The sequence below is a fragment of the Paraburkholderia sp. C35 genome (assembly GCF_003121405.1).
GTDB lineage: Bacteria > Pseudomonadota > Gammaproteobacteria > Burkholderiales > Burkholderiaceae > Paraburkholderia.
Genome location: NZ_QBUY01000105.1, coordinates 1 through 23,886, shown reverse-complemented (window position 1 = coordinate 23,886; position 23,886 = coordinate 1). Strand labels below are relative to the sequence as shown.

At 63.5% G+C, this 23,886-nt stretch carries 17 protein-coding genes; 12 read left to right on the top strand and 5 right to left on the bottom strand.

Annotated elements, in window-relative coordinates; all coding sequences use genetic code 11:
- Window positions 1-23: 23 nt before the first annotated feature.
- Complete coding sequence (locus tag DK391_RS36275) at window positions 24-641, bottom strand: GDP-mannose pyrophosphatase (RefSeq protein ID WP_109482823.1); 618 nt, start codon at window positions 639-641, stop codon at window positions 24-26.
- A 102-nt stretch (window positions 642-743) separates the two neighbouring features.
- Between DK391_RS36275 and DK391_RS36270 the strand changes: the two genes are divergently transcribed.
- Window positions 744-1,499, top strand: coding sequence for a DeoR/GlpR family DNA-binding transcription regulator (locus DK391_RS36270; RefSeq protein ID WP_109482822.1), 756 nt, complete (start codon window positions 744-746; stop codon window positions 1,497-1,499).
- Between the two features lie 12 nt (window positions 1,500-1,511).
- Here DK391_RS36270 and DK391_RS36265 read toward each other — a convergent pair whose 3' ends face one another.
- Entirely contained in the window at window positions 1,512-1,919 is a 408-nt protein-coding gene (locus DK391_RS36265) for a polyketide cyclase (protein ID WP_109482821.1), read from the bottom strand.
- A 421-nt stretch (window positions 1,920-2,340) separates the two neighbouring features.
- On the opposite strand from DK391_RS36265, the gene DK391_RS36260 reads away from it, so the two are divergent.
- Window positions 2,341-3,303 carry a peptidoglycan DD-metalloendopeptidase family protein gene (locus DK391_RS36260; RefSeq protein ID WP_109482820.1) on the top strand — a complete coding sequence of 321 codons (963 nt, stop codon included), beginning with the start codon at window positions 2,341-2,343 and terminating at the stop codon, window positions 3,301-3,303.
- Window positions 3,304-3,336: 33 nt separating this feature from the next.
- Here the strand turns inward: DK391_RS36260 and DK391_RS36255 are convergent, their stop codons facing one another.
- Together DK391_RS36255 and DK391_RS36250 are read right to left on the bottom strand one after the other, a co-directional pair.
- Window positions 3,337-4,170, bottom strand: coding sequence for an alpha/beta hydrolase (locus DK391_RS36255; RefSeq protein WP_109482819.1), 834 nt, complete (start codon window positions 4,168-4,170; stop codon window positions 3,337-3,339).
- Window positions 4,171-4,430: 260 nt separating this feature from the next.
- Complete coding sequence (locus DK391_RS36250) at window positions 4,431-4,829, bottom strand: hypothetical protein (protein ID WP_109482830.1); 399 nt, start codon at window positions 4,827-4,829, stop codon at window positions 4,431-4,433.
- 393 nt (window positions 4,830-5,222) lie between these two features.
- Here DK391_RS36250 and bcsD point away from each other — a divergent pair, with 393 nt between their 5' ends.
- From bcsD to DK391_RS36215, 7 genes are all read left to right on the top strand, one after another.
- The gene (bcsD, locus tag DK391_RS36245) at window positions 5,223-5,687 is read left to right on the top strand and encodes a cellulose biosynthesis protein BcsD (protein WP_109482818.1); all 465 of its coding nucleotides are present in this window, start codon (window positions 5,223-5,225) and stop codon (window positions 5,685-5,687) included.
- 115 nt (window positions 5,688-5,802) lie between these two features.
- Window positions 5,803-6,723, top strand: a complete 921-nt coding sequence (gene bcsP, locus DK391_RS36240) for a cellulose biosynthesis protein BcsP (protein ID WP_109482817.1) — start codon at window positions 5,803-5,805, stop codon at window positions 6,721-6,723.
- Window positions 6,720-7,508 (top strand): cellulose biosynthesis protein BcsQ, encoded by a 789-nt coding sequence (bcsQ, locus tag DK391_RS36235; RefSeq protein WP_109482816.1) that lies wholly within the window; start codon window positions 6,720-6,722, stop codon window positions 7,506-7,508. The genes bcsP and bcsQ overlap by 4 nt, the downstream gene beginning before the upstream one ends.
- The gene (gene bcsA, locus DK391_RS36230) at window positions 7,505-9,736 is read left to right on the top strand and encodes a UDP-forming cellulose synthase catalytic subunit (RefSeq protein WP_109482815.1); all 2,232 of its coding nucleotides are present in this window, start codon (window positions 7,505-7,507) and stop codon (window positions 9,734-9,736) included. The genes bcsQ and bcsA overlap by 4 nt, the downstream gene beginning before the upstream one ends.
- A 3-nt stretch (window positions 9,737-9,739) precedes the next feature.
- Entirely contained in the window at window positions 9,740-12,310 is a 2,571-nt protein-coding gene (gene bcsB / locus DK391_RS36225) for a cellulose biosynthesis cyclic di-GMP-binding regulatory protein BcsB (RefSeq protein ID WP_109482814.1), read from the top strand.
- 1 nt (window position 12,311) lies between these two features.
- Entirely contained in the window at window positions 12,312-13,547 is a 1,236-nt protein-coding gene (gene bcsZ, locus DK391_RS36220; RefSeq protein WP_109482813.1) for a cellulose synthase complex periplasmic endoglucanase BcsZ, read from the top strand.
- Window positions 13,520-18,223, top strand: a complete 4,704-nt coding sequence (locus tag DK391_RS36215) for a cellulose synthase subunit BcsC-related outer membrane protein (protein WP_109482812.1) — start codon at window positions 13,520-13,522, stop codon at window positions 18,221-18,223. Before bcsZ ends, DK391_RS36215 begins: the two co-directional genes overlap by 28 nt.
- Window positions 18,224-18,254: 31 nt before the next feature.
- On the opposite strand, the gene DK391_RS36210 is transcribed toward DK391_RS36215, so the two are convergent.
- Window positions 18,255-18,989: a fimbrial protein gene (locus DK391_RS36210; RefSeq protein ID WP_162601011.1), complete on the bottom strand. Its 735-nt coding sequence runs from the start codon at window positions 18,987-18,989 to the stop codon at window positions 18,255-18,257.
- 734 nt (window positions 18,990-19,723) lie between these two features.
- Between DK391_RS36210 and DK391_RS36205 the strand changes: the two genes are divergently transcribed.
- Genes DK391_RS36205 through DK391_RS36195 form a run of 3 tightly spaced genes read left to right on the top strand, consistent with a single transcriptional unit; the run spans window position 19,724 to window position 23,706 of the window.
- The gene (locus tag DK391_RS36205) at window positions 19,724-20,179 is read left to right on the top strand and encodes a (2Fe-2S)-binding protein (RefSeq protein ID WP_109482810.1); all 456 of its coding nucleotides are present in this window, start codon (window positions 19,724-19,726) and stop codon (window positions 20,177-20,179) included.
- A 1-nt stretch (window position 20,180) separates the two neighbouring features.
- Window positions 20,181-22,418, top strand: a complete 2,238-nt coding sequence (locus DK391_RS36200; RefSeq protein WP_109482809.1) for a xanthine dehydrogenase family protein molybdopterin-binding subunit — start codon at window positions 20,181-20,183, stop codon at window positions 22,416-22,418.
- Between the two features lie 10 nt (window positions 22,419-22,428).
- Window positions 22,429-23,706 (top strand): cytochrome c, encoded by a 1,278-nt coding sequence (locus tag DK391_RS36195; protein WP_109482808.1) that lies wholly within the window; start codon window positions 22,429-22,431, stop codon window positions 23,704-23,706.
- Window positions 23,707-23,886 lie beyond the last annotated feature (180 nt).

Below are 23,886 nucleotides of genomic sequence, written 5' to 3'. Positions count from 1 at the left end.
CATACGAAGTACGACGGGTTTTTTTATTGGCAAAGTTCTTTTGCCACAGTGCGGTCATTCGCAAACAGATGAAGTGCCGCATATTGCAGCAGCATGATGGTCTTGCCATCCATGATCTCGCCGCAAGCGATCATCGCGAGCGCATCGTGAATCGACAATTCGAGTACTTCGATGTCTTCGCCTTCGTCCGCAATGCCTCCGCCGCGTCCGACGCGCGCATCGGCATCGTACTCGGCGACAAAGAAATAGAGCTTCTCCGTCACTGAACCGGGGCTCATGAACGCCTCGAACACCTTGCGCACGCCTGCCACGCGATAGCCGGTATCCTCTTCGACTTCAGCGCGAATCCTTTCTTCCGGCGACGCCGTTTCGAGCAACCCGGCAGGCGCCTCGATCAACATCCCTTCGTGTCCATTGACGAACGCCGGCAGTCTGAATTGCCGCGTCAGCACCACGGTCCGCCGGCGCGGATCGTAGAGCAGCAGCGTCGCGCCGTTGCCGCGATCGTAGGTCTCGCGGCTTTGTCGTTGCCAGCTGCCATCGGCGCGCCGGTAATCGAAGATGGTTTTCTTCAGCACATACCAGTCGTCGGACAGCACCTGCACATCGACGATACGCACGCGATCAGCCGTTTCGCTCATAGAGCCTCCTCGTTATCGACGCAATCATGGTATCGTGCAGATTCGTGCGAAATCAAGAAAATTCGTGCAACGTTCGGTGCGTTGCATCCTCAGACAATTGACATGCTGACTTCACAACGCAAGAAGCTGATTCTCGACGCGCTCAAGCGCGACGGCCAGGTGCTCGCCAAACCCATGAGCGAGGTTTTCGGTGTGTCGGAAGACACGGTACGCCGCGACCTGCGCGAACTGGCCGCAGAGGGAAAATTGCAGCGCGTGCACGGCGGTGCGTTGCCGTCGTCGCCCGCGGTCGCGGATCTTGCCGGGCGCCAGGCAATCGGTTCGGAAGCGAAAGCGGCGATCGGGCGAGCCGCCGCGCAGATGATTGCGCCGGGCCAGATTGCATTTGTCGATGGCGGCACGACCGCTATCCAACTGGTTCGCCATCTCCCCGCCGATCTGCGCGCGACGATCGTCACGCACAGTCCCGCCATCGCCGTCGAGCTCGCCGCGCACGCGTCGCTGGAGGTCGTGATTATCGGCGGACGCCTGTTCCGTCATTCGATGGTGACCGTCGGCGCGGCGGCGATCGAGGCGCTCGGTCATATTCGCGCCGATCTCTACTTCATGGGCGTTACGGGCGTGCATCCCGAAGCGGGTTTGAGCACGGGCGATCTCGAAGAGGCCTACGTGAAACGCGCGCTGGTGGCGCGGGCTGCCGAAACGGTCGTGCTGGCATCGGCGGAAAAGCTGAACGCGGCCTCGGCGTACATGATCGCGGGCATCGAGGCGGCGAGCACGATCATCGTCGAGAAGAGCGCGTCTGAATCGACGATTGCACCCTTCGAGGCGCTTGGCGTGTCCATCGTGCGTGCGTGAATCGCGCGCACTTTATTGCTGCTCGAGAAAGCGCTTGAGTTCGGCCAGATCGCGCTCGACCCACAGGGCGTCAGCGGCGAATTGCGCGTCGCTCATACCCGCCGCACGAAACAGCGTGAACAGCACTTCGCTGCCTGCACGGTTGGCGACCACGCGCATCGGTACGTAGATCTCGTCGCCCTGTTCGGTGATCACGTAATGATCGAGCACGCCGTAGGAATTGCGTGGCGTGAACCTGACAGTAACGGGCCGGCCGTCTGCGCTTTCGAAGGTCCATTGCGTGCCTTCGCCACGCAGCGGTTTGCCAAGCCCCGACGCCCACTGAGCAAAAGACAACGGATGTTCCATGAACGCGTACACCTCGCGTGAGTCGCGCGCGATCGCCACGCTGATCGTCTTTGCTTCGGCGATTCCTGTCATTGTCGTCTCCGTCTGGATTGGCGCCCGCATGCGTACCTCAAGTTTCATGCAAACGATGCCGATATGAGATTGAGCGCGTAGTACGAAGCGTGGTTCCAGGGGACCGTCGGTCCACGCGTCAACCACCGAAAATTACGGCGCTACAGGATTTTGTATCAGAGTGTTCGCGCGCCGCGTTTCGAGGCGCCTGCACTTTACAATGCGGCTTTAATTTAGAAAGCTAATCCGACCCTTTTGGCGGAAGATCGCATCAATTCGACGCGGCTCTGGACTGGGTGTGGATGGCTTCCGGCACAAGGCCGGACGGTTGAGGCCGCAACGAGGCGGCATGGTGCGCGCAGTCTGCGGGTGTCCGTTGACATCCGTGGATCGGGCGAATCGCACGCAGCCGTGTCTGTGAACCAATCATGCGGGAGAACACATGTCGAAGAATGGTTTCGACAGTACCTGGGCCAGTTTTGCGAGCTTCTCGCTCGCGTTGATGTTGGGCGCGTGTGCGCATGTCGGCGAGCAGGACGCAAAGTCCAGCGACGCAACATCGACCGCGCAGACGGCGGCCGGCGCCACGCCCGTTGCACCTGCACCCGCGCCGAAGATGGTGGCGCAACCGGTGCCGCCCGCGGTCTACAAGGTGCGGCGTGGCGATTCGCTCGCACGTATCGCGCACAGCCATAACGTAACGGTCAGGCAGATCGTTGCGTGGAATCATCTGAAGCCGTCGGCGCGTCTGCATATCGGGCAGCCGCTTAAGGTGTCGTCGCCCGACGCGGTGAAGATGGTTGCTGTGCCCATTCCTGCTGCCAGCGCGGCACAGGGCACGACTTCCAGCGCAAACGGCTCGACCGCTGCCGTCGCGAACGCAGCGCCGGCGAGCAATGGCGCTGCCTCGAATGCAACCACCACAACGGGCTCATCGGCAGTTCCGATCGCAACCGCACCGGCAGCGGGCGGACCCGCGCCAAGTCCCGCCGACGCGCGTGAAGTGAACGCCGAAGTCGCGCGCCACGCAAAGGGTGTCGCGTTGGCGTGGCCGGCGCAGGGCAGTGTGGTGGAAGGCTTTCAGCCGGGCGAGACGCGTGGCATCGAGATCGGCGGCAAGGCAGGCGATCCTATCCGCGCTGCCGCCGACGGCAAGGTCATGTACGCCGGCACGGGGCTGAACGAGTACGGCAGCCTCATCATCGTCCAGCACAACAAGGACTTCTTGACCGCCTACGCGCACAATCGCAAGCTCCTCGTGAGAACGGGCGATATCGTGCGCAAGGGGCAGCAGATAGCCGAAATGGGCAGCGAGAACAACTCACGTGTGTCGGTGCTGTTCGAGCTTCGTCATGATGGCAAGCCGATCGATCCGATGCCGTATCTGCCGGGTCAACGCGGCTAATACGCGTCTGGTCCTGGATCGGCTCGCTTCGGTTTATCTAGCCGACGTCGAGCCGATCCATCGCAATACCGCTGCCACGATCGCTTCGGGCGCGTCTTCCTGCATCAGATGCCCGGCATTGGGCACAGGCTGAAAGCGCACGTCGGGAACGACGCTGGCCAGATGCCGGCCGCGTTCGATGGGAATCCACGCGTCGTCTTCGCCCCATAGAATCTGCGTGCGGCATCGTATCTGCGGGTAGCGCGATTCGACTTCATCGGTGTAACGCTGGTCCATCTGCGCGATCTGCCGATAGAACGCCGCCTGTCCGACCTCGCCAAGCCACGGCTCGACGTAGGGAGCGAGATCGTCATCGGCGAGGGTTCTTGCGGCGGCGCCGCGAATGTAGGCCTTGACGACGGCTTCATGAATATAGGCAGGCAGCCCTGCAAAAGCGGCGGCATGTTCGCGCACGTGCCGCACGAACGGCGAACCCCACGGCGCCACGGCGACGGGATCGATCAGCGTGAGGCTCGCGTAGTCGCAGCCATCGATCAGATGCGCGCGCAGCGCCGTCGCGCCACCGAAATCATGTGCCACCACATCGGGCGCATCGAGTCTCCAGTGTTCCAGCAGCGCGGCCAGCAAGCCGTTCTGCACGCCAAGCGACACATCCTGTCCTTCACGCATGTCCGATTGACCGTAGCCGAGCAGATCGTACACATGCACCCGATGGTCCTGCGCGACATGCGGTGCGATCCTGTGCCACACCCACGACGAAAACGGCGTGCCATGTACCAGCACGATAGGCGGTCCGTCGCCGAAGACCCGGTAACGAACCATTTGATCGCGATACGTGAACTGCTGATCGAGCGTCCAGTGTGTCATGCGTGTTCAACTCCATTCGACATTGTTGCGAATGTGGTTCGTTTTTGAGTCGTTAAGCCTGCCTGCACGCGACAACCCTTTTCGCGCTCCCGCAGGTTCTCACCTTTGTCGAGTCGTGATCGGCGCAATTCATTTTTTTCGCGGCAAATCAGGTTTCATTGTTCTCGACACATACTGTCGGAGGTGAGGCGATACGGGAGTCAATACCTGCTTCTGCTTTCCATGGCCGTACTCAAATACGAAACAGGTGAGTCGATTAATCAAGTGCTTTCGATTGACTTCAATATCGGCGCGATTTGCCCATGGGCATGCAATATCTCGGGACTGTCCTGCAAAATTTGCCGATAATGCGGCAGGAAAATATTGCCTGGCGAGTCTTCCGAGAAAAGACCTGTTACGGACTCGACAGCGGCCATCCGATCTGCGCTTGTTGCCTTGTCGTCATCGAGAATCTCATCGACATTCGCGATGATCGCGGACATCGGTGTCAGCCAGCGAAAGCCCGTGCCGTTGATCAGCACCTGCAGGAAAGCGGCAGGCGTGGCGGGACCGAATTCCTTCTCATACAATGCGCGCTCGTGATCGAGTATCGCCTTGTGCAACACCAGCAGCGGCTTGCGAATTTCGCCGAGAAACTGAATGGCGCGTTCGTCGTTGATGTTCATCGTCTGACTCCAGAAGCGGTAATTGTTCGAATGGATGTGTGTGGCCGGATTGGTGCGTAAGGAGAAGAAAGACGGTGTGAAGCACGAATGAAGTATTCTGCTAAACCGCCCAGAGCTGACGCAAAAGGGCAAGCGCAAAATAATCGTTTCGTCGTCCGCTTTCCACATCAGAAACTGTGCCGGTTGCTTTTTTCTCAGTACCTGAACGATGCTATGCTGACGACGCCCATTATGACGATTCGCTGAACCTGGCAGTCTGTCGACATGACGGCGTCCGATACAGAAATACCCGTGCCAGCCCTGGGCAACCCTGTTGGGAAACCTCGCTGGCAAACCTGGGTGGCCACCCAGCGGTTAAACCTACGCGTACGTAATCAATTCTCGGACATGCAAGACGAACCCGCGGCAACCTTGCTCGACTATTACACGCGACATCAGACTTCCGTGCAATGGCGCGACTTCCTGACCTCGCTGGCCGAAGAGTTCGAGACACAACTCGATACGTCGCAACTGCGCGTGCTGATGTCGCGTATCGGTGCGCGCTTTGCCGCAAAGTACCCGGCTGGCGACTGCGCGACGCTGGACGATCTCGCGTCCTTTCTCAATCACGTCTGGTCATCGCTCGATTGGGGTTTCGTGCGCCTTGCCGAGCGCGATGATTTTCTTGCCATCGAACATTGTTGCGCGCCGCTTGCCGCTTTTGGCGAACAGGCTGCGCCGTGGGCGTCTGCGTTTCTCGAGGGCGCGTATCAGCACTGGCTGCATGAGCTCGGCGCAGGTTCGCTGGCGCTACAGGAATATCAGAGTGCCCACGCGCACGCGTATGAGTTCAGACTGTTGAAAGCGCCCTGACTTACCCTCACTAAACTTGGTGTCGGCGAGGACGTTAACCATATAGTGAAACAGTGTGCCCGGCAGCGATAGCTGTCGCAGGGCGGGGATGCGCAGGACAAGCAGAGGAAACATCATGAGCGTTTCAGACGACGTCGGTAATCTGTTCCGGCGCTTCGGTGGCGACGCCGGGCAATATCAGGAAGTGACCCGCGACGACGACGCGAAGCACGCTGCGTTGCGCTGGCCCTTGCTCAACGCACTCGACATCGCGCATCCCGAGCCGGTGCCGGACGCAAGCCGTCCCGCGCCGAAGACGGCGTCGGCGGCACGCGTCGAGCCGACCGCGCAAACGGCCATGCAGGCCGCGCCCGCACCGGCGGCGCAGCCCGCTGCCACGCCGGACGCCACGGGTCCGTCACGTCCGCCGCTTTTTGCACGTGGCCATCGTCATGCGTCGATGCCGCCTCCCGTTACGCCCGCCGCGCCGATGGGCGCAAGCCGCTTCAGCCCGCCGCCCGCCGTCGCACCTGCGGCGGATCGCGTGACTGCCGCGGCCAACGCGCCGACCATGTCGGCTGCTTCGGTTGCACCCGTCGCTCCCACCGCGCAGACAGCTCCCGCTGCATCCGCACCACCTGCCGCTGACATGCCGACATCCGTCGCGCCTGCCACCACAGTCGTGCAGACACCGTCCGCGCCGCTGGCGTCATCGGCGCCGCGCGAAGCTTTGCCGCAACGCCCGCGTCAGGTCACTCAGGCCGCCCCATTTTTAGCTGATCGCCAAACGTTTGCTCGCACCCCATTTAGCCAGCCCGTCACGGAAAGGCCGTCTGCCATGCCATCGGCTCGACCGGCGACTTCCGCGCAACAAGGTGGCTCGATCCTTTCCGGGCTGTTCGGCGGCGGAAATGCGGCACGCGGGCAAGCGTCGGGGACCGCACCGTCGAAAGATCTGTCGAGCCTGTTCGCCCGCCTGTCGCATGGAGCGGCGGCGCCTTCCCGTTCACTGCGCGATGCCTTCCGTCCGCGCTTCAAGGCGGACGGTGACGCATGAGAGGCGTATCCGTTGTTTCCGCCAAGGGCGGCGTCGGCAAGACGACGCTGGCTGCCAATCTGTCATCGGTGCTGGGTTCGAACGGACGTCGCGTGATCGCAGTCGACTTCGATCCGCAGAACGCGCTGCGTCTGCACTTCGGCATTCCCATCGACAACTTCGACGGCGTGGCGCGCGCGACGCTCGCAGGCGCATCGTGGCGCACGGTGATGTTCGACGGCATCGACGGCATTACGGCGATGCCGCATGGCGCGCTGAATGAAGACGACCGGCGCGAGTTCGAAGCGCGGCTCGATGCCGATCCCTATCTGATCCGCGATTCGCTCGAAGCGCTCGCGCTCGATACCGACGACATCGTGATGATCGACACGCCGCCTGGCGCGACGGTCTATACGCGTGCCGCGCTGCTGGCGGCGGATTTCGTGCTGAACGTGGTGATCGCCGACGCCGCTTCGTACGCAGCGATTCCGCAAATGGAGCGGCTGATCCAGACCTACGCGCTGCCGCGCCAGAACTTCCTCGGCTATGGCTATGTGATCAATCAGGTCGACCAGAGCCGCAGCCTCACGAAAGACGTGGTGAAGGTGTTGCGCGATTCGCTCGCCGATCATCTGTTTCCCGGCGTGATCCATCTCGATCAGGGCGTGAGCGAATCGCTGGCTTACGACACGACCGTGATCCATTACGACACGCACAGCCAGGCGGCTGCCGATCTGCGCGCATGCGGCGACTGGCTGGGCGCGCGCCTGAACGGTCAGGCACGTCTGCCGAGGAACGTCGCATGAGCACCACACAGGAAGACATCCTCGAAGCCGCCGACGCCGAGCCGCCGCGCCGCTCGCGTTTCGACCGGCTGGCTTCGCATCTGATCGACGGACGCATTCTGGGCAGCAAGCCCGTTACGATCGTGCTCGTGCTGTTCGCGCTGGCGGCGCTGTTCTTCGTCTTCACGGTGCCGCTGGCATTTGGCGAGCAACTCACGTTCGCCGTCTGCTGCTTCGTGCTTGCGATGCTGTTCCGCCGCGCGCAAGGGCACTACGCGACACTCGTGATGATCATGCTGTCGGTGATCGCGACGGGCCGCTATATGTACTGGCGTCTGACGGAAACCACCTACTGGGAGCGCCCGCTCGACGCCGTGTGGGGGCTGCTGCTGGTATCGGCGGAAGTGTATGCGGCGCTGGTGCTGATGCTCGGTTACTTCCAGACCGCGTGGCCGCTGCGCCGCAAGCCGATGCCGTTGCCCGTGGATCGCGCGGCCTGGCCGACCGTCGATATTTTCATCCCGACCTACAACGAGCCGCTGTCGGTGGTGAAGCCGACCATCTACGCAGCCATCGCGCTCGACTATCCGAAGGACAAGCTCTCCATTCATGTGCTCGACGACGGCCGCCGTCCCGAGTTCAAGGCGTTCTGCGAAGAAGTGGGCGTGGCGTGGACGATCCGCTCGCACAACCGTCACGCGAAGGCCGGCAACATCAATGAAGCGCTAAAGATTACCGACGGCGAGTACTTCGCGATCTTCGATTGCGATCACATCCCGACACGTTCGTTCCTGCAAGTGGGCCTTGGCGGGTTCCTGCGCGACAAGAAGCTGTCGATGCTGCAGACGCCGCACCATTTCTTCTCCGCCGATCCGTTCGAAAAGAATCTCGGCACGTTCCGCAAGGTGCCGAACGAGGGCGAACTGTTCTATGGTCTCGTGCAGGACGGCAACGACCTGTGGAACGCGACGTTCTTCTGCGGTTCGTGCGCGCTCTTGCGCCGCACGATGGTGGAAGAGATCGGCGGCATTGCCGTCGAGACCGTCACGGAAGACGCACACACGGCACTCAAGCTGCACCGCAAAGGCTATACGACGGCCTATCTCGCGATTCCGCAGGCGGCCGGTCTTGCGACGGAAAGCCTCGGCGGCCACATCGGCCAGCGTATCCGCTGGGCGCGCGGCATGACGCAGATTTTCCGTATCGACAATCCATTGACGGGGCGCGGTCTCTCGTTCGGCCAGCGGCTGTGTTATCTCAACGCGATGATGCACTTCTTCTACGGCATCCCGCGTCTCGTGTTCCTCACGGCGCCGCTGTCGTTCCTGTTCTTCAACGCGCACATCATCCAGGCAGCGGCGGGCACGATCGCGATCTTCGCGCTGCCGCACATGTTCCACGCGAACATCACGAACTCGCGGATGCAGCAGAAGTTCCGCCATTCGTTCTGGTCGGAAGTGTATGAATCGGTGCTCGCGTCGTACATCACGGCACCGACACTGCTCGCGCTGATCAACCCGAAGCTCGGCAAGTTCAACGTGACGGCGAAGGGCGGGCGCATCGAAGAGCAGTACTTCGACTGGGGCATCTCGCGTCCGTATCTGATTCTGCTGGCGCTGAACCTGATCGGCTTTATCGTCGGTTGCGTGCATATCGTGCTCAATTCGAGCTCGCACAGCGAAGTGCAGACGACCGTGCTGAATCTCGCGTGGACGGGCTACAACATGCTGATTCTCGGCGCGAGCGTCGCGGCAGCACGTGAGCAGCGTCAGGTGCGCTCGACACACCGCGTGGCGATGCGCATTCCCGCTTCGCTGCGCTTCTCGACGGGCCGCACGCTGGTGTGCGAAACGGTCGATTACGCCGAAGGCGGCGTCGCGCTGCAATTGCCTGCTGCCATTCAGGTGCCGCTGCATGAAAGCGTGGTGGTGTCGCTGTTTCGCGGCCAGGAAGAGTTCGTGTTTCCCGCCGACGTCACCTACTCGGTGCCGGGCCGCGTTGGCCTCAAGTTCGCGCCGATGACGCGCGAGCAGGAACTCGATTTCGTGCAGAGCACGTTCGCGCGCGCCGATGCCTGGACCGGCTGGGCAGAAGGGCGCGAAGTCGATACACCGCTCAAGAGCCTGTCGCACGTGATGCGTGTGGGCGTGGGCGGTATCGGCGGCCTGTTCGAACATTTATATGCCGACCTGCGCACATGGAGCAGCCGACGCAAGGCCGCAGCAAACGACTCGAAGAACGGAAAATAAGGTATGGGGATCTTGCGAAACGACGCCGCTGATTCGGCGGCGAAGAGGACCGGTGTGCGTTCGCTGACGCGCAAGGCATCGCGTTGGCCGTTGCGTGCAGCGTTGCCGACGCTGTTGTTCGCGCTGCTGTTCGTGACCGCGCTGCCTGCCGTGCAGGCAGCGTCCGATGCCGCACCTTCATCGCCGTCCGGGGCGATTTCTGCCACGCGCGCCGAACTCGCCACGACGCCCGGCACCACGCCGGCGACCACGCCGCTCGTGCCGTCGGCATCGACGGGTGCAAGCGCCGGCGTGCCGCCTTTGCCCACCGCCAAGCCCGTCGATCCGCGTGCCGCGCTGCAGCCCGCCTTCGCCGAGCCGGTGCCGCAGACGTTCGCCGTCGTGCGCAGTGGCCGCGACACGATGCCGACCACGGCCGACAACGGCACGGCCGTATCGGGCGGACGCCGCCAGACTTTCACCTTCGCCCAACTGGGCGCACTCGATCCGCTGCAACTGCGCGGTGTGGATGGCCAGAACGGCGTGCCGTTCTCGGTGCGCGCCGATGAAGTCGTGACGGGCGCGAACCTGCATCTGATCTATAGCTACTCGCCGTCGCTGCTGTCGAACCTGTCGCATCTGAAAGTGCTGGTGAACGGCGAAGTCGCCGCGACCTTGCCGTTGCCGCGCGAGCAGGCGGGCACGCTGCTCGCGCGCGACATTCCGCTTGAGCCGCGCCTGATCACCGAGTTCAATCACCTGAACGTCCAGCTGATCGGCCATTACACACAAGGCTGCGAAGACCCGGCGAGCAGCGCGTTGTGGGCTACCGTCAGCAACGCGAGTTCGCTGGATCTGACTTTCGCGTCGCTCGCGACCAAGCCCGATCTCGGCGCGCTGCCGCTGCCGTTCTTCGACCGGCGCGATATCCGCCGTCTCGAACTGCCGTTCGTGTTTGCCGCGAAGCCTTCGTCGCAGGTGCTCGAAGCAGCGGGCGTGGTTGCGTCGTGGTTTGGCTCGCTGGCGGGTTATCGCGGCGCGCTGTTTCCCGCGCAACTCGACAATGCGCCGCTGTCAGGCAACGCGGTGGTGTTCGCCACCAACGATGAACGTCCCGCCGGCGTCACGCTGCCCACCATCAATGGGCCGATGCTGGCCGTGGTCGATCGCGAAGCGCCCGCGCACGGCAAGCTGCTGCTGGTGATGGGCCGCGACGCGCGCGAGCTGAAGACGGCCGCCAACGCGCTGTCGCTGGGTGAAGCCGCTCTGTCGGGCACCGTGCAGACGATCACGCACGTCGACGCGCCGCGCGCACGTCAGGCCTACGACGCCCCCGGCTGGCTGCCGACCGACCGCCCTGTGCGCTTCGGCGAACTGACCGTGCCGAAGGATCTGTCCGTGCGCGGCTACAACGCGGACGTGGTGCGCGTGGACATGCGCATTCCGCCCGATCTCTTCACGTGGCGCACGAAGGGCGTGCCCGTCGATCTGCGCTACCGCTTCACGGTACGTCCCGCGCCGGACCGCTCGACGCTCAACGTCAGCGTCAACAACAACTTCGTGCAGGCGCTGCGCATTCCGGCGCAGTCGTCGTCGATGCTCGATCTCGGCCGTTATCTGAACCGCCTGTTGCCCGACAACACGGCGCCCGCTTCGAAAGAGATCTACATTCCGCCGCATCTGCTGGCGTCGCAGGCGCAACTGCGCTTCCACTTCTATTACGACATGCCGAAGACGGGCGAATGCCAGGGCCAGGTGCTCGACAACGTGCGCGGCGAGATCGATCCCGATTCGACCATCGATCTGTCGTCGTTCCCGCACTACATGGCGATGCCGGATCTGGCTGCCTTCGCCAACAGCGGCTGGCCGTTCACCAAACTCGCCGACCTGTCGCAGACGGCGGTGATCCTGCCTGTGAACGCGAACCCGAGCGACTACAGTCTGTATCTGATGGTGATGGGACGCATGGGCGCATCGACGGCGTATCCCGTCACGGGCGTGACCGTTGCAACGGCCGCCGACGTGCAGCGTTTCGAGGACAAAGACTTGCTGGTGATCGGCGCGCCAGGTCAGCAACCGTTGCTGACCACGTGGGAAAAGGACATGCCGTTCTCCGCCGATGACGACACGCGCCGCATCCAGTTCTCGAACGTGTCGTTCCGCATCGCCAACTGGTGGCACGGCGATCGCGGCGGCGTGCGCACGGCGGGGCGCGCGGACCTGTCGCTGGTGAATGCGTCGGGCGACGCGATCATCACCGGCTTCCAGTCGCCGCTCGAAAAAGGCCGCAGCGTGGTCGCGCTGATTTCGGCGCCGGGCCAGTCCGAAACCGATCTCACCAACGCGATGCTCGATCCCGATCTCGTCCAGTCGATCCAGGGCGGTCTGACCGTGGTGCGCGGCCGGACGCTCGAAGTGGTATCGAACGGCGATGTGTACTACGTCGGTCATCTGTCGCCCATCGAATACATGCGTTGGGCGCTGTCCGTGCATCCGCTGCTACTGCTGCTGAGCGGCCTGATTGCGGCGCTGATCATCGCGGCTGTGTTCTACCGGCTGTTGCGCGCGGTCGCCGCGCGCCGGCTGAAGGATTGATATGCGGGCAGCGTTTTATTCACGCTCATCACGCCGCTTATGTGCCGCGCTCGCGTGCGCGGGCGTCGTCGCGGGGATGGCCGTGAACGCGCACGCTGCGACGTGCGACGACTGGTCCGCGTATCGCGCGTTCGTGTCGCGCTTCGTGCAGCAGGACGGACGTGTGGTCGATTTCTCGACGCCCACGCAGCAGACCACGTCGGAGGGACAGTCGTACGGCATGTTCTTCGCGCTCGTCGCCAACGACCGCGTGACCTTCGAGCGTCTGTTGCGCTGGACGCGCGCGAATCTGTCGGCGGGCCGTTTCGACGGTGAGGACGTGAAGCTGCCTTCATGGCAATGGGGCAAAAAGCCGGATGGCTCGTATGGCGTGCTCGATCCGAATTCGGCTGCGGACTCGGATCTGTGGATTGCCTTCGATCTGTTCGAGGCAGGGCGCTTGTGGCATGAACCCGCGTACACGAAGCTGGCGTACGCGCTCGTCACGCAGATCGAACAGCAGGAAGTCGCCGATCTGCGTGGCCTTGGACCGATACTGCTGCCGGGCCCGCAAGGCTTCCGCAACGGCAACACGACGCGCCTGAATCCGAGCTATCTGCCGTTGCCGCTGATTCGCGCGATGGCCGTGCAGTCGCCCAAAGGTCCGTGGGCGCGCATGGCAGACAACGCGTTCAAGCTCGTCAAGACCACCTCGCCGCTTGGCTTCGCGCCGGACTGGGCCGCTTATCGTGAAAGCTCGGGCGATGGCCAGTTCATCGTCGATCCGCAAAAGGGCGACGTGGGCAGCTACGACGCGATCCGCGTCTATCTGTGGGCAGGACTGACCGCACCTGCCGATCCCCTCGCGAAGCCTTGGCTCGCTGCCATACATGGCATGCGCGACCGGGTCGCGCAGACGGGCGTGCCGCCCGAGAAGGTCGCGACGACCACGGGCAACGCTACGGGTGAAGGCCCGATTGGTTTCTGGGGCGCGCTGCTGCCATACTTCCGTGCGCTCGGCGATACGCGCGCAGCGGGTCTCGCGCAAACGCATCTGGCTGCGCTCGCAACACCCGCACCCGCGCAAGGCACGGCGCCAGGCGCAGCGCCATCCACTCAAAACCAGCCTGTCTATTACGACGAGGTGTTGATGCTCTTCGGTACAGGGTCCGCAGACGGCCGCTACCGCTTCGATGAAAACGGCCGGCTCGTGCCGCGTTGGGAGAAGACATGCCAATCCGCCAACGCGCGCTCGTAATCGGCGTCGCGCTCACGCTCGGCGCGGGCGCGGCGGCCTCGGCATTCGCGCAGGCGCAGCCGAACGACCCGATGAACGTCCTGATCGATCAGGGCAAGTACTGGCAATCGCACAAGCGTGGCGATCTCGCCGAGCAGGCGTGGCTGAAAGTCTTGCGTATCGATCCGAAGCAGCCCGACGCGCTGTACGGCATGGGTATCGTGATGGCCGACCGCAAGGACGGCGCCGGTGCGCAGCAATATCTGGCGCGCTTGCGTCAGGTGGCACCGAACTATCCGGATATGGATGAGCTCGCGCGCCGTCTCGGCCAGTCCAGTCCGACCGATCAGGCCGTCAACGATGCACGCCGTCTCGCCCAGGCAGGGCAGCAGGCGTCGGCGGCGCAGGCGTACCGTCAGGCGCTGGGCGCGAAGCCGAACAATCCGCAACTGGCGCTCGAGTATTACCAGGCGCTCGGTTCATCGCCGCAAGGCTGGGAAGAGGCGCGCCGCGGGCTGGAGCAGCTTGCACGCGACCATGCCGATGACCCGCGTTTCGCGCTTGCCTATGCACAGCATCTGACGTATCGCGAAGCGAACCGCCGCGAAGGTATCGGGCAGCTTGCGCAGTTATCGAAGGATTCCGTGGTCGGCGCGCAGGCGAAGGCCGCATGGCGCCAGGCGCTGTTGTGGCTGGGCGTGCGTGCATCGGATGCGCCGCTGTTCCAGGCGTATCTCAACGTCTATCCCGACGATGCCGCCGTCAAGGCGCGCGCCGATTCGATCGCCGAACAGGATCGTCGCGCGTCGGAACGCGCGCAGCAGAATGCGGGTGCCGACGCACGCGGCCGCACCATTGCCGAAGGTTTTGCGGCACTCGATCGCGGCGATCTCGTCACGGCGAAGGCGCGCTTCAGTTCGGTGCTCTCTAGTTCGCCGAATGATGGCGATGCGCTCGGCGGCATGGGCGTCGCGTTGCTCAAGCAGGAGCAGTTTGCACAGGCGCGCGATTATTTGCAGCGCGCGTCGCAGCAAGGTGGGGCGGGGCGCTGGCGCGAGGCGCTCAATAGCGCGACCTACTGGATGTACACCAGCGAAGGTCTCGGCGAGCAGAGCAACGGCAATCTCGCGCAGGCCAAGGCATCGTTCGAAAAAGCGATTGCCGTCAGTCCCGGCGACGTCACCGCGCAAACCGCACTCGGCGATGTGCTGATGCAAAGCGGCGATCCGCGTGGCGCGGAGGCAGCGTTCCGCATGGCGCTGCGCCGCCAGGCCGACAATCCCGATGCGATACGCGGCCTCGTTGGCGCGTTGGCCGCACAAGGACGCGGCGACGAAGCGCTCAGCTTCGCGAACCAGCTGACGGACGAGCAGCGCAAGAAGGTGGGCGGCACGGACCGTCTGCGTGGCGAGGCGCAGGCCGCACAGGCGCGCGCCGCCGAAGCGCGCGGCGATCTCGGCAATGCGCGCAGCCTGTTCGAAGACGCGCTGCTGAGCAATCCCGATGATCCATGGCTGCGGCTCGATCTCGCGCGCATCTACGCGAAGCAGGGTGCGTATGCGAATGCGAAAAGCATCATGGATGGCCTGATCGCGATGCATCCCGACATGCCCGACGCGTACTACGCGAGCGCGTTGCTTGCGGCGGACATGCAGGACTGGCGCTATGGTCTGTCGCAACTCGAACGCGTCCCCGCCGACAAACGCACCGACGCGATGGCGATGCTGCAGCACCGCTTGTGGGTTCACCAGCAGTGCGACGAAGCCGTGGCGCTCGCGAAGAGCGGCCGGGTCGCACAGGCACGCGGGATGCTGCAGAACGCCGAGCCGATTGCGGGAAACAACGCCGAACTGATCGGCGCGATTGCATCGGCATACGTGAGCACGGGCGACACGCCGCGCGCGCTGATGATGGTGCGCAGCGCTGTCGCGCGTTCGCCGAACGATCCAGGGCTGTTGCTGACGGATGCGGGCATTCTGCTGAACGCAGGTCAGGACATCGAACTGGGTGAAGTGATGCGGCGGCTCGCGTCGATGCAGTTGACGGGCCAGCAGCGCACCGACTTCGAGAAGATCAACGTGGCGATTGTCGTGCGCCGCACGGATGCGCTGCGTCAGGCCAACGATCTCGCCAGTGCCTATGACGTGCTGTCGCCGTGGCTTGCCGCGCGCCCGAACGACCCCGACATTCTTGCGGCGCTCGCGCGTCTGTACACCGCGAACAACGACAACGCGAACGCGCTGGCGACCTACCGTCTCGCGCTCGCGCAGAATCCGACCGACATGGGTTTGCTGCTGAATGCTGCGGGCGCAGCCACGCAGATCCGCAAGTTCGATTTCGCCGAGAACACGCTGAAGCAGGCCTTGCGCATCGCGCCAAACAATGCCGATGCGCTCGCCGCGATGGGCCGCATGTATCGCGCGGAAGGCAGAGACAGTCTTGCCGCACAGTATTTCCAGCGCTCGCTGATCGCGCAGAATGCGCCGCTCGCGCGGCCCGGTGCGACGGCAACGGGTGCGAACGGCCAGCCTGTGCCGAGTGGCTGGGATGTGCCCTTGCGCTCGCGCGGGCCGATTCCGTTGCCCGGCACCAATCCTTTTGCGAACCGGACGTCGGCGGATGCGTCGAACACTGTGCCGTTCCCTGCGCAGAATACCGGTCTCACGACCCAACCGTATCCGATGCCAGCCATGCCTGCCTACTATCCGCCGACGCAGCCGGCAACCGCGCCCAGCGCGCCTTACATCGCACCGCAACCAGCTTCGCAGATCAATTCGCTCAGGACGCTCGCGCCGCAAGCGGCATTGACGGACAGTGCCGTACCCGACACCGACGGCTATGGTCTCGATCAGTATGGCTCGTCACAGTCGGGCGGCGGGCTGGCGCCGGGGCAGGCGTATCCCGCACAGGGCTATGCGCAGCCGTATCAGCAGCAGCCTTACCCGCAGCAACCGTATCAGCAGCCCTATCAGCAACCGGTGTACGCGCAACCGAACGATGCGTCCATCAGCACGCCCTGGCCCATGTCGCCGCAAGCGCAGGCTGCTGCACAGGCGCAGGTGACGCAGGGCATGAACGCGCGGCAGCAGTCGAAGAAGCGGACTACGAAGAATGCGCGCGCAACGAACGGCAATGCAGGCTATGCGCAGCAGCAGGGCGGCTATCCGCAGGGCGGCTACCCGCAGCAACAGGCTTACCCGCAGCAACCGTATCCTCAGCAGCCTTATCCGCAACAAGGGTACGCGCAGCAGCCGTATCCGCAGCAACCGTATCCACAGCAGCGCGCATACGCGCAACAGCCGTATCCGCAGCAGCAATATCAGCAGCCGTATCAGCCGCAAGCGCCGCAACCGGCCTATCCGCAGAACTACACGAATCAGGGCTACGGCCTCGTGCCGTACGTGCCGCAACCGCCCGCGCCGTATCCGACGCGCAGCGCGCAGTTGCAGGATCCTGATGCGCAGAACCGGCAGTATCCGCAACCGACGCAGGCACAGCCGCTCACCGTCGAGGAAGAGCTCGCGCAGATCAACCGTGAGCAGACCAGCACGGTGGGTGGTGGCATCCAGTTTCGTAATCGCGATGGCGAAAACGGCCTGTCGAACCTGACCGACATCGAAGTGCCGCTGCAAGGCCGCATTCGTGCAGGCGACGGCCACGTGACCGTCGAGGTCACGCCCGTCACGCTCGACGCAGGCACTGCAAGCAGCAGCGCGGACACGCTGGCCCGCTTCGGTTCGGCGCAGGTGAACCAGTCCAGCAACCCGTACGGCTCGCAGACGGCGACGGGTGTTGGCGTGGGCGTGGGTTATCAGTATCGCGGGCTGAAGGTCGATGTCGGCGCGACGCCGTTCGGCTTTCGCGAGCAGAACATGGTCGGTGGCGTGCAGTTCAAGGGCGGCTTGACCGACAAGGTGTCCTACCGCCTGACGGCAGAACGCCGCGCGGTGACCGACAGCCTGGTCTCGTATGCCGGAGCGCGCGATGCGCTGACCAATCTCGAATGGGGCGGCGTGACGTCGAACGGCCTGCGCGGGGACATCGGCTGGGACGACGGCACGAGCGGCCTCTACGCGAACCTGGCGGGCGACTACTACGATGGCCGTCACGTGGCATCGAACACGTCCATCAAGGGCGGCGGTGGCGTGTACACGCGGCTCTACAAGGACGCGGACCAGACCTTCACCATCGGCGTGAACACGACGCTGATGCACTACAACAAGAATCTGTCGTACTTCACGTACGGTCAGGGCGGCTACTTCAGCCCGCAGCAGTATGCGATCCTGAATCTGCCGATCGAATGGACCGGGCGCAACGGGCAGTTCACGTATGACCTGAAGGCGTCGATTGGCGTGCAGCATTATCGTCAGGACGATTCGCCGTATTTCCCGCTCGATCCGGGCCTGCAGTCCGATGCCGTGACGCGCTTCAAGACTTCCACCCAGGCGGTACCCGATCCGAACGCCGTCTATCCTGGCCAGAGCAAGACGGGCGTGTCGTACTCGATCGATGCCGTCGGCGAGTATCAGCTCGCGCCGCAGGTGACGGTCGGCGCGGCGGCGTCGTTCGGCAATGCGTACGAGTATCGCGAGTTCGTTGCGGCCGTGTATGTGCGTTACGCGTTCACCATGCAGACAGGTATGCCGATCTTCCCGCCGAGGCAGCTCAAGTCGCAGTATCTGCCGGTCAACGATTGACGCTAGCCGATGCCGTGCGAGCTTGTCGAAGTCATTGATAGGACATCGTGAAGGTTGCCAGTCCTGTCACCGAGCCGGCGCTGATGGCCGGCGCCGTCTGGATATATTGCACCGCAAGAGGGATTGTCATCTCGCCGCCCGACGATGTGCCCGCTTGCCACTGGTTGACGTTGCCCGCCACGGGCGAGTCCGGGCCAAAGCTCACCGGCTTGCTGTCGCTCGTAATCTGAAGCCCGATGCCTTTGGCAGACGATGCTGGCGTCAGCGTCAGGACACTGGACGTGTTGGCCGGGTTCGAACTGTCCGATAGCGTGATGAAGACGCGTGTATCGGGTGCGCAACTCAGGCGGATCGCGAACGGCTGCGGTGCCGCCGTAGTTCCGACCGATGCGAATACGCTGGAATTCACCGTAGGCATGTTCACCGACACCGACGGTGTCGTCACGGAACAGGCCGTGCTTGTGACGTCAAACGTCGTGGTACGCAGATTCGCGATGACGAGCGTGCCGCCCAGCGTGAAGGTGCCTGTCGCCAGACCGTTGACCGTACCGCTGCGCACCGGACCCGTCACGACCACCTGAGCACCCAGCCGCGTGCCGTTCCATGCCCATGCGCCGGCGAACGATTCCTGGTTGCCGGCACCCCAGTAGTCCACATAGCCGGTGTATGCGGAACCGAAGCGCATGCCAATACCTGGTACGTTGGTGGCCACCGTATAGGGGCTGCCCGATACCATCTCGCCGCCTGACAGGCTACGGGTGGCCATGCCGCCACCGCTCGAACAGTTCGCGAACACACCGCTTGCGGGAAGCGCCGTTTGCGGTGGCACGGTGTACAGCACCGTGCCAACCGGCGCGTTGCGTGGTACCGAAATCGTCGGGACCGGAAACGTGTAGTTTCGCGTGCTTTCGCCGTTTTCCCAGACGCACGCAGCATGCACGGCGGTCGAGCAGAGGAGCAAGGTGGTGCAGCACAGCGTGCGCCCGAACCAGTGGGGTTGCGATCGACCTGTTGGCCTTCTGGTCGATCTGCACGGTTTGCGCAAGAGACGCGCAGCGACGCGAGAGATAAAGATCATCGATTTTTGTCCTGACGCTGGCGCGAGTCACAGGCCGCGCGAGTTTGCTTGCCGTCGCCGCGATGTCGATGGGCACACCCCGCGCAGAGCACGGCGACTGCATGTCGCGTCGCACAGACGTCCGACGCCTGTTTCATACGGCTGCATCTGGCGGCGGTGCCGCCCTGCCATTATTCGGGCGTCGCATCTTGAGCGCCTTGATATCCGGCAAGTCTCTGCACTTCGCACGCAGGTTTTTTAACGTCCCACTACAATCATTGGGTCCGATCCCTCAATGCCCATGCTCAACAGCTTCACGCAGTGCGTATGCACCTGCAGTGGCTTGCCTGATTGGCACGTCGCGTCCAACAAAGAGTCGTGGTTATCGGGATTTTGTTCGGCATCGGCGGATAAATAGAACCTCCCACTTTACGGATACGCTCATGGCAACGCTGAACATCAACGGCCAGTCTCACACTATCGACGCACCCCCGGACATGCCTGTGCTGTGGGCGTTGCGCGATATCGTCGGTCTCACGGGAACGAAGTTCGGCTGCGGCATCGCGCAATGCGGCGCATGCACCGTGCATCTGGACGGCGTGGCCGTGCGCTCGTGCGTGCTGCCCATTGCGGCTGTCGGCGACAAGAAGATCACGACGATCGAAGCCGTCGGCGATACGCCCGCGGGCAAGAAAGTGCAGGCTGCATGGCGACAGATCGACGTGGTGCAGTGCGGGTACTGTCAGTCCGGACAGGTGATGCAGGCGGCTTCGCTGCTCACACAAAACCCGAACCCGAGCGACGCCGACATCGACGCGGCCATGGCCGGCAACATCTGCCGCTGTGGCACCTACAACCGCATCCGCGCTGCCGTGAAGCAGGCAGCGAAGGAGGCGTGAGATGTCACAAGGACTCCTCGATGCACAAAACGGCAAGCCACGCGACGACGATGCCACACGCGTCAATCGCCGCGCGTTCCTGAAGTTCAGTGCAAGCGTCGCCGCCATGGCGGGCGGCGGCCTGATGCTCGGCTTCAGCATGCCTGCGCAAAGCCAGGGTGACGTGCGCAAATCGGTGATCGGCGGCGACGGCGTCGAGACGCCGCAAAGCGGCGTGCTCGCATCGAATGCGTTCGTGCAGATCGATACGGCGGGCAAGGTCACGCTGATCATCCCGAAGGTCGAAATGGGACAGGGCGTGTACACGTCGATCCCGATGCTGATCGCGGAAGAACTCGAAGTGCCGCTGGATAGCGTGACGATCGCGCACGCGCCACCCGACGAGACGCTCTTTACGGACCCGCTGCTCGGCGGCCAGTTGACGGGCGGCTCGACGTCGATCCGCTACGCGTGGGAACCGATGCGGCGCGCGGGCGCGACCACGCGCGTGCTGCTCATCAACGCGGCGGCGCAGCAATGGCAGGTGGACCCGGCGTCGTGCCATGCCGCGAACGGCCAGGTGATCCACGCGGACACGAAACGCAGCATCGCCTACGGGCAACTCGTCGACGCCGCCGCGAAACTGCCTGCGCCCGAGAACGTGCCGCTGAAGAATCCGAAGGACTTCAAGCTGATCGGCACGCAGGCGAAGCGGCTCGATTCGCCGGAGAAAGTGGACGGCAGCGCGCTGTTCGGTCTCGACGGGCGTCTGCCCAACATGGTCTATGCGGCCATCGTCAATTGCCCGGTGTTCGGCGGCACGCTCGCGAGCGTCGACGATACGGCGGCAAAGAAGATTCCCGGCGTACGCCAGATCGTGAAGATCGACAACGGTGTCGCCGTGATCGGCGATCACACTTGGGCCGCTAAACGCGGTGCCGCCGCGCTGAAGATCACGTGGAACGAAGGCGCGGGCTCGGCGGTGTCGATGAAGACGATCGTCGGCGATATGGAGAAGGCGTCGCAAGGCAACGGCGCGGTCGCGCGCAAGGACGGCGACGTCACCAATGCGTTTGCGCAGGCGAAGACGCGCGTCGATGCCGTCTATCAACAGCCGTTCCTTGCACACGCAACGATGGAGCCGATCAACTGCACGGTGCACGTGACGCCGGATAGCTGCGATATCTGGGTCGGTACGCAGGTGCCGACGCGTGCACGCGATGCGGGCGCGAAGATCACGGGGCTGTCGCCGGACAAGATCGTCGTGCACAACTTTCTGCTGGGCGGCGGCTTCGGGCGCCGGCTCGAAGTCGATGCGATCACGCAGGCCCTGAAAGTGGGCAAGCAACTCAACGTGCCTGTGAAGGTGACGTGGACGCGCGAAGAGGACATCCAGCACGACATGTATCGCCCGTTCTACTACGACAGGATTTCGGCGGGACTCGACGCGAACGGCAAGCCGGTTGCGTGGCAGCATCGCATTGTCGGCTCGTCGATCCTGTCGCGTTTCGCGCCACCTGCCGTGAAGAACGGCGTCGATCCCGATGCCGTCGAAGTGGCCGCCGATCTTCCGTATGACCTGCCCAATCAACTGGTCGATTACGTGCGTCAGGAGCCGCATGCCGTGCCTACCGCGTTCTGGCGCGGCGTGGGACCGACGCGCGGCACGTTCGTGGTCGAGAGCTTTATCGACGAACTCGCGGCGCAGGCGAAGATCGACCCTGTGAAGTACCGGCGCGATCTGCTCGGCAAATCGCCGCGTGCGTTGAACGTGCTGAACGTCGCGACGCAGGCGGCCGATTGGGGCAGGACGGTGCCGAAGGGACAGGGGCGCGGCGTGTCGGTGATGCATGCGTTCGGCAGTTTCTTTTCGATGGTCGCGGACGTGACCGTCGATCAGGGCGAAGTTACGGTGAACCGCGTGGTGTGCGCCGTCGATTGCGGGATGGTGGTGAATCCGAACACGGTCGAAGCGCAGATCCAGGGCGGCATTATCTTCGCGATCACGGCGGCGCTGTACAGCGAGATCACGATCGATCGGGGCCGCGTGCAGCAGAACAACTTCACCGACTACCGGATTCTGCGCATCAACGAAACGCCGACCATCGACGTGCATATCGTCAAGAGCAGCGAGGCGCCGGGCGGCATTGGCGAGCCGGGGACGGCGGCGGCACAGCCGGCCATCGCCAACGCGATCTATGCGGCGACGGGCAAGCGGCTGCGGCATCTGCCCGTTGGCAACCAGTTGATCAACGCATAAGGGGCCGACGATGAAAACCACATTGAAGGCCTTTGCGCTGGCTGCTGCGTTCGCGCTATCCGCGCTTCCCGCCTTGACGCACGCTGCCGACGACGCGCTCGTCAAGCGCGGCGAGTATCTGGCGAAGGCGGGCGACTGCATCGCGTGTCATTCGGCGCCGCACGGCAAGCCTTTCGCGGGCGGCTTGCAGATGATGACGCCGATGGGCGCGATCTACTCGACCAACATCACGCCGGACCCGGACACAGGCATCGGCCAGTACAGCGAAGCCGACTTCAAGCGTGCGATGCGCGAGGGCGTGGCGAAGGATGGCCACAATCTGTATCCGGCCATGCCGTATCCGTCGTACGCGAAGGTCAACGACGACGACATGCATGCGCTGTACACCTACTTCATGAGTGGCGTGGCGCCCATCAGGCAGGCCAATCGTGAGCCGGACATCAAATGGCCGATGAACATGCGTTGGCCGTTGAAGTTCTGGAACATGGTGTTTCTGGAGCAGGGCGTGTACCGCGACAAGCCCGGCAAGGACGTGGCGTGGAATCGCGGCGCGTATCTGATTCAGGGGCTGGGGCACTGCGGGTCGTGTCATACGCCGCGCGGCGTTGCGTTTCAGGAGAAGGCGCTCGACGAGAGCGGCAGTGCGTTCCTGACGGGCGGCGTGCTCGACAACTGGTTCGCGTCGAACCTGACGGGCGAGCATAACGTCGGCTTGGGACGGTGGTCGGAGGCCGATGTCGCGCAGTTTCTGAAGACGGGTGCGAACCAGCACGCTTCGGCTTTTGGCGCGATGACGAGTGTGATCAATAACAGCACGCAGGCGTTGACGGATGCCGACGTGGCGGCGATGTCGGGGTATCTGAAGTCGCTGCCGGCGGCGGGTGGGTCCGGGGCGCCCGCTTATGCATACGATGCGAAGGCGACGAAGGTTTCGCTGGCGCGGCCTGCCAATGATGCCGGGGCACGTGTTTATACGGCCTTCTGCATGCATTGTCATGGGGTGGATGGGCGTGGGTTTGCGCCGATGCTCGCGCCGCTGGCGGGGAATCCTAATGTGCTGGAGCGCAATCCTTCTTCGTTGATCAACGTTACGTTGAATGGGACCGAGGATCTCGTGATTGGAGGGATTCCGGCGCCTTATCCGATGCCGAAGTATTCGGGCGTGTTGAGTGATCAGCAGGTTGCCGATGTGCTTAATTTTGTCCGCAATGGATGGGGGAATAATGCGCCTGGTGTCGGCGCGAGGGAGGTTGCCAGGTTGCGGAAGGCGACTGAGGCTGCGAGGTAGCTTTTTTTGTCGTGCGACGCTTTTGGGGTGGGTTTGCTTTGCTTTGTCGCTGGCGTCCGCGGTTTGTTAGTGGTTCTTCATGCGTCGCCCCTGTGCGGGGCGGCACCTACTTTTCTTTGCAGCGGCAAAGAAAAGTAGGCAAAAGAAAGCCGCTCACACCGAACCGCTTGACCCTCGCCT

Excerpts from the sequence above, each read along its gene's own strand:
- bcsA (WP_109482815.1), top strand. The coding sequence starts at position 7,505 with ATGAGCACCACACAGGAAGACATCCTCGAAGCCGCCGACGCCGAGCCG.
- DK391_RS36270 (WP_109482822.1), top strand. The coding sequence starts at position 744 with ATGCTGACTTCACAACGCAAGAAGCTGATTCTCGACGCGCTCAAGCGC.
- DK391_RS36260 (WP_109482820.1), top strand. The coding sequence starts at position 2,341 with ATGTCGAAGAATGGTTTCGACAGTACCTGGGCCAGTTTTGCGAGCTTC.
- DK391_RS36265 (WP_109482821.1), bottom strand. The coding sequence starts at position 1,919 with ATGACAGGAATCGCCGAAGCAAAGACGATCAGCGTGGCGATCGCGCGC.
- bcsB (WP_109482814.1), top strand. The coding sequence starts at position 9,740 with ATGGGGATCTTGCGAAACGACGCCGCTGATTCGGCGGCGAAGAGGACC.
- DK391_RS36275 (WP_109482823.1), bottom strand. The coding sequence starts at position 641 with ATGAGCGAAACGGCTGATCGCGTGCGTATCGTCGATGTGCAGGTGCTG.
- DK391_RS36195 (WP_109482808.1), top strand. The coding sequence starts at position 22,429 with ATGAAAACCACATTGAAGGCCTTTGCGCTGGCTGCTGCGTTCGCGCTA.
- DK391_RS36200 (WP_109482809.1), top strand. The coding sequence starts at position 20,181 with ATGTCACAAGGACTCCTCGATGCACAAAACGGCAAGCCACGCGACGAC.
- bcsP (WP_109482817.1), top strand. The coding sequence starts at position 5,803 with ATGAGCGTTTCAGACGACGTCGGTAATCTGTTCCGGCGCTTCGGTGGC.
- DK391_RS36255 (WP_109482819.1), bottom strand. The coding sequence starts at position 4,170 with ATGACACACTGGACGCTCGATCAGCAGTTCACGTATCGCGATCAAATG.
- bcsQ (WP_109482816.1), top strand. The coding sequence starts at position 6,720 with ATGAGAGGCGTATCCGTTGTTTCCGCCAAGGGCGGCGTCGGCAAGACG.
- DK391_RS36205 (WP_109482810.1), top strand. The coding sequence starts at position 19,724 with ATGGCAACGCTGAACATCAACGGCCAGTCTCACACTATCGACGCACCC.
- DK391_RS36215 (WP_109482812.1), top strand. The coding sequence starts at position 13,520 with ATGCCAATCCGCCAACGCGCGCTCGTAATCGGCGTCGCGCTCACGCTC.
- bcsZ (WP_109482813.1), top strand. The coding sequence starts at position 12,312 with ATGCGGGCAGCGTTTTATTCACGCTCATCACGCCGCTTATGTGCCGCG.
- bcsD (WP_109482818.1), top strand. The coding sequence starts at position 5,223 with ATGCAAGACGAACCCGCGGCAACCTTGCTCGACTATTACACGCGACAT.
- DK391_RS36210 (WP_162601011.1), bottom strand. The coding sequence starts at position 18,989 with ATGGCCACCCGTAGCCTGTCAGGCGGCGAGATGGTATCGGGCAGCCCC.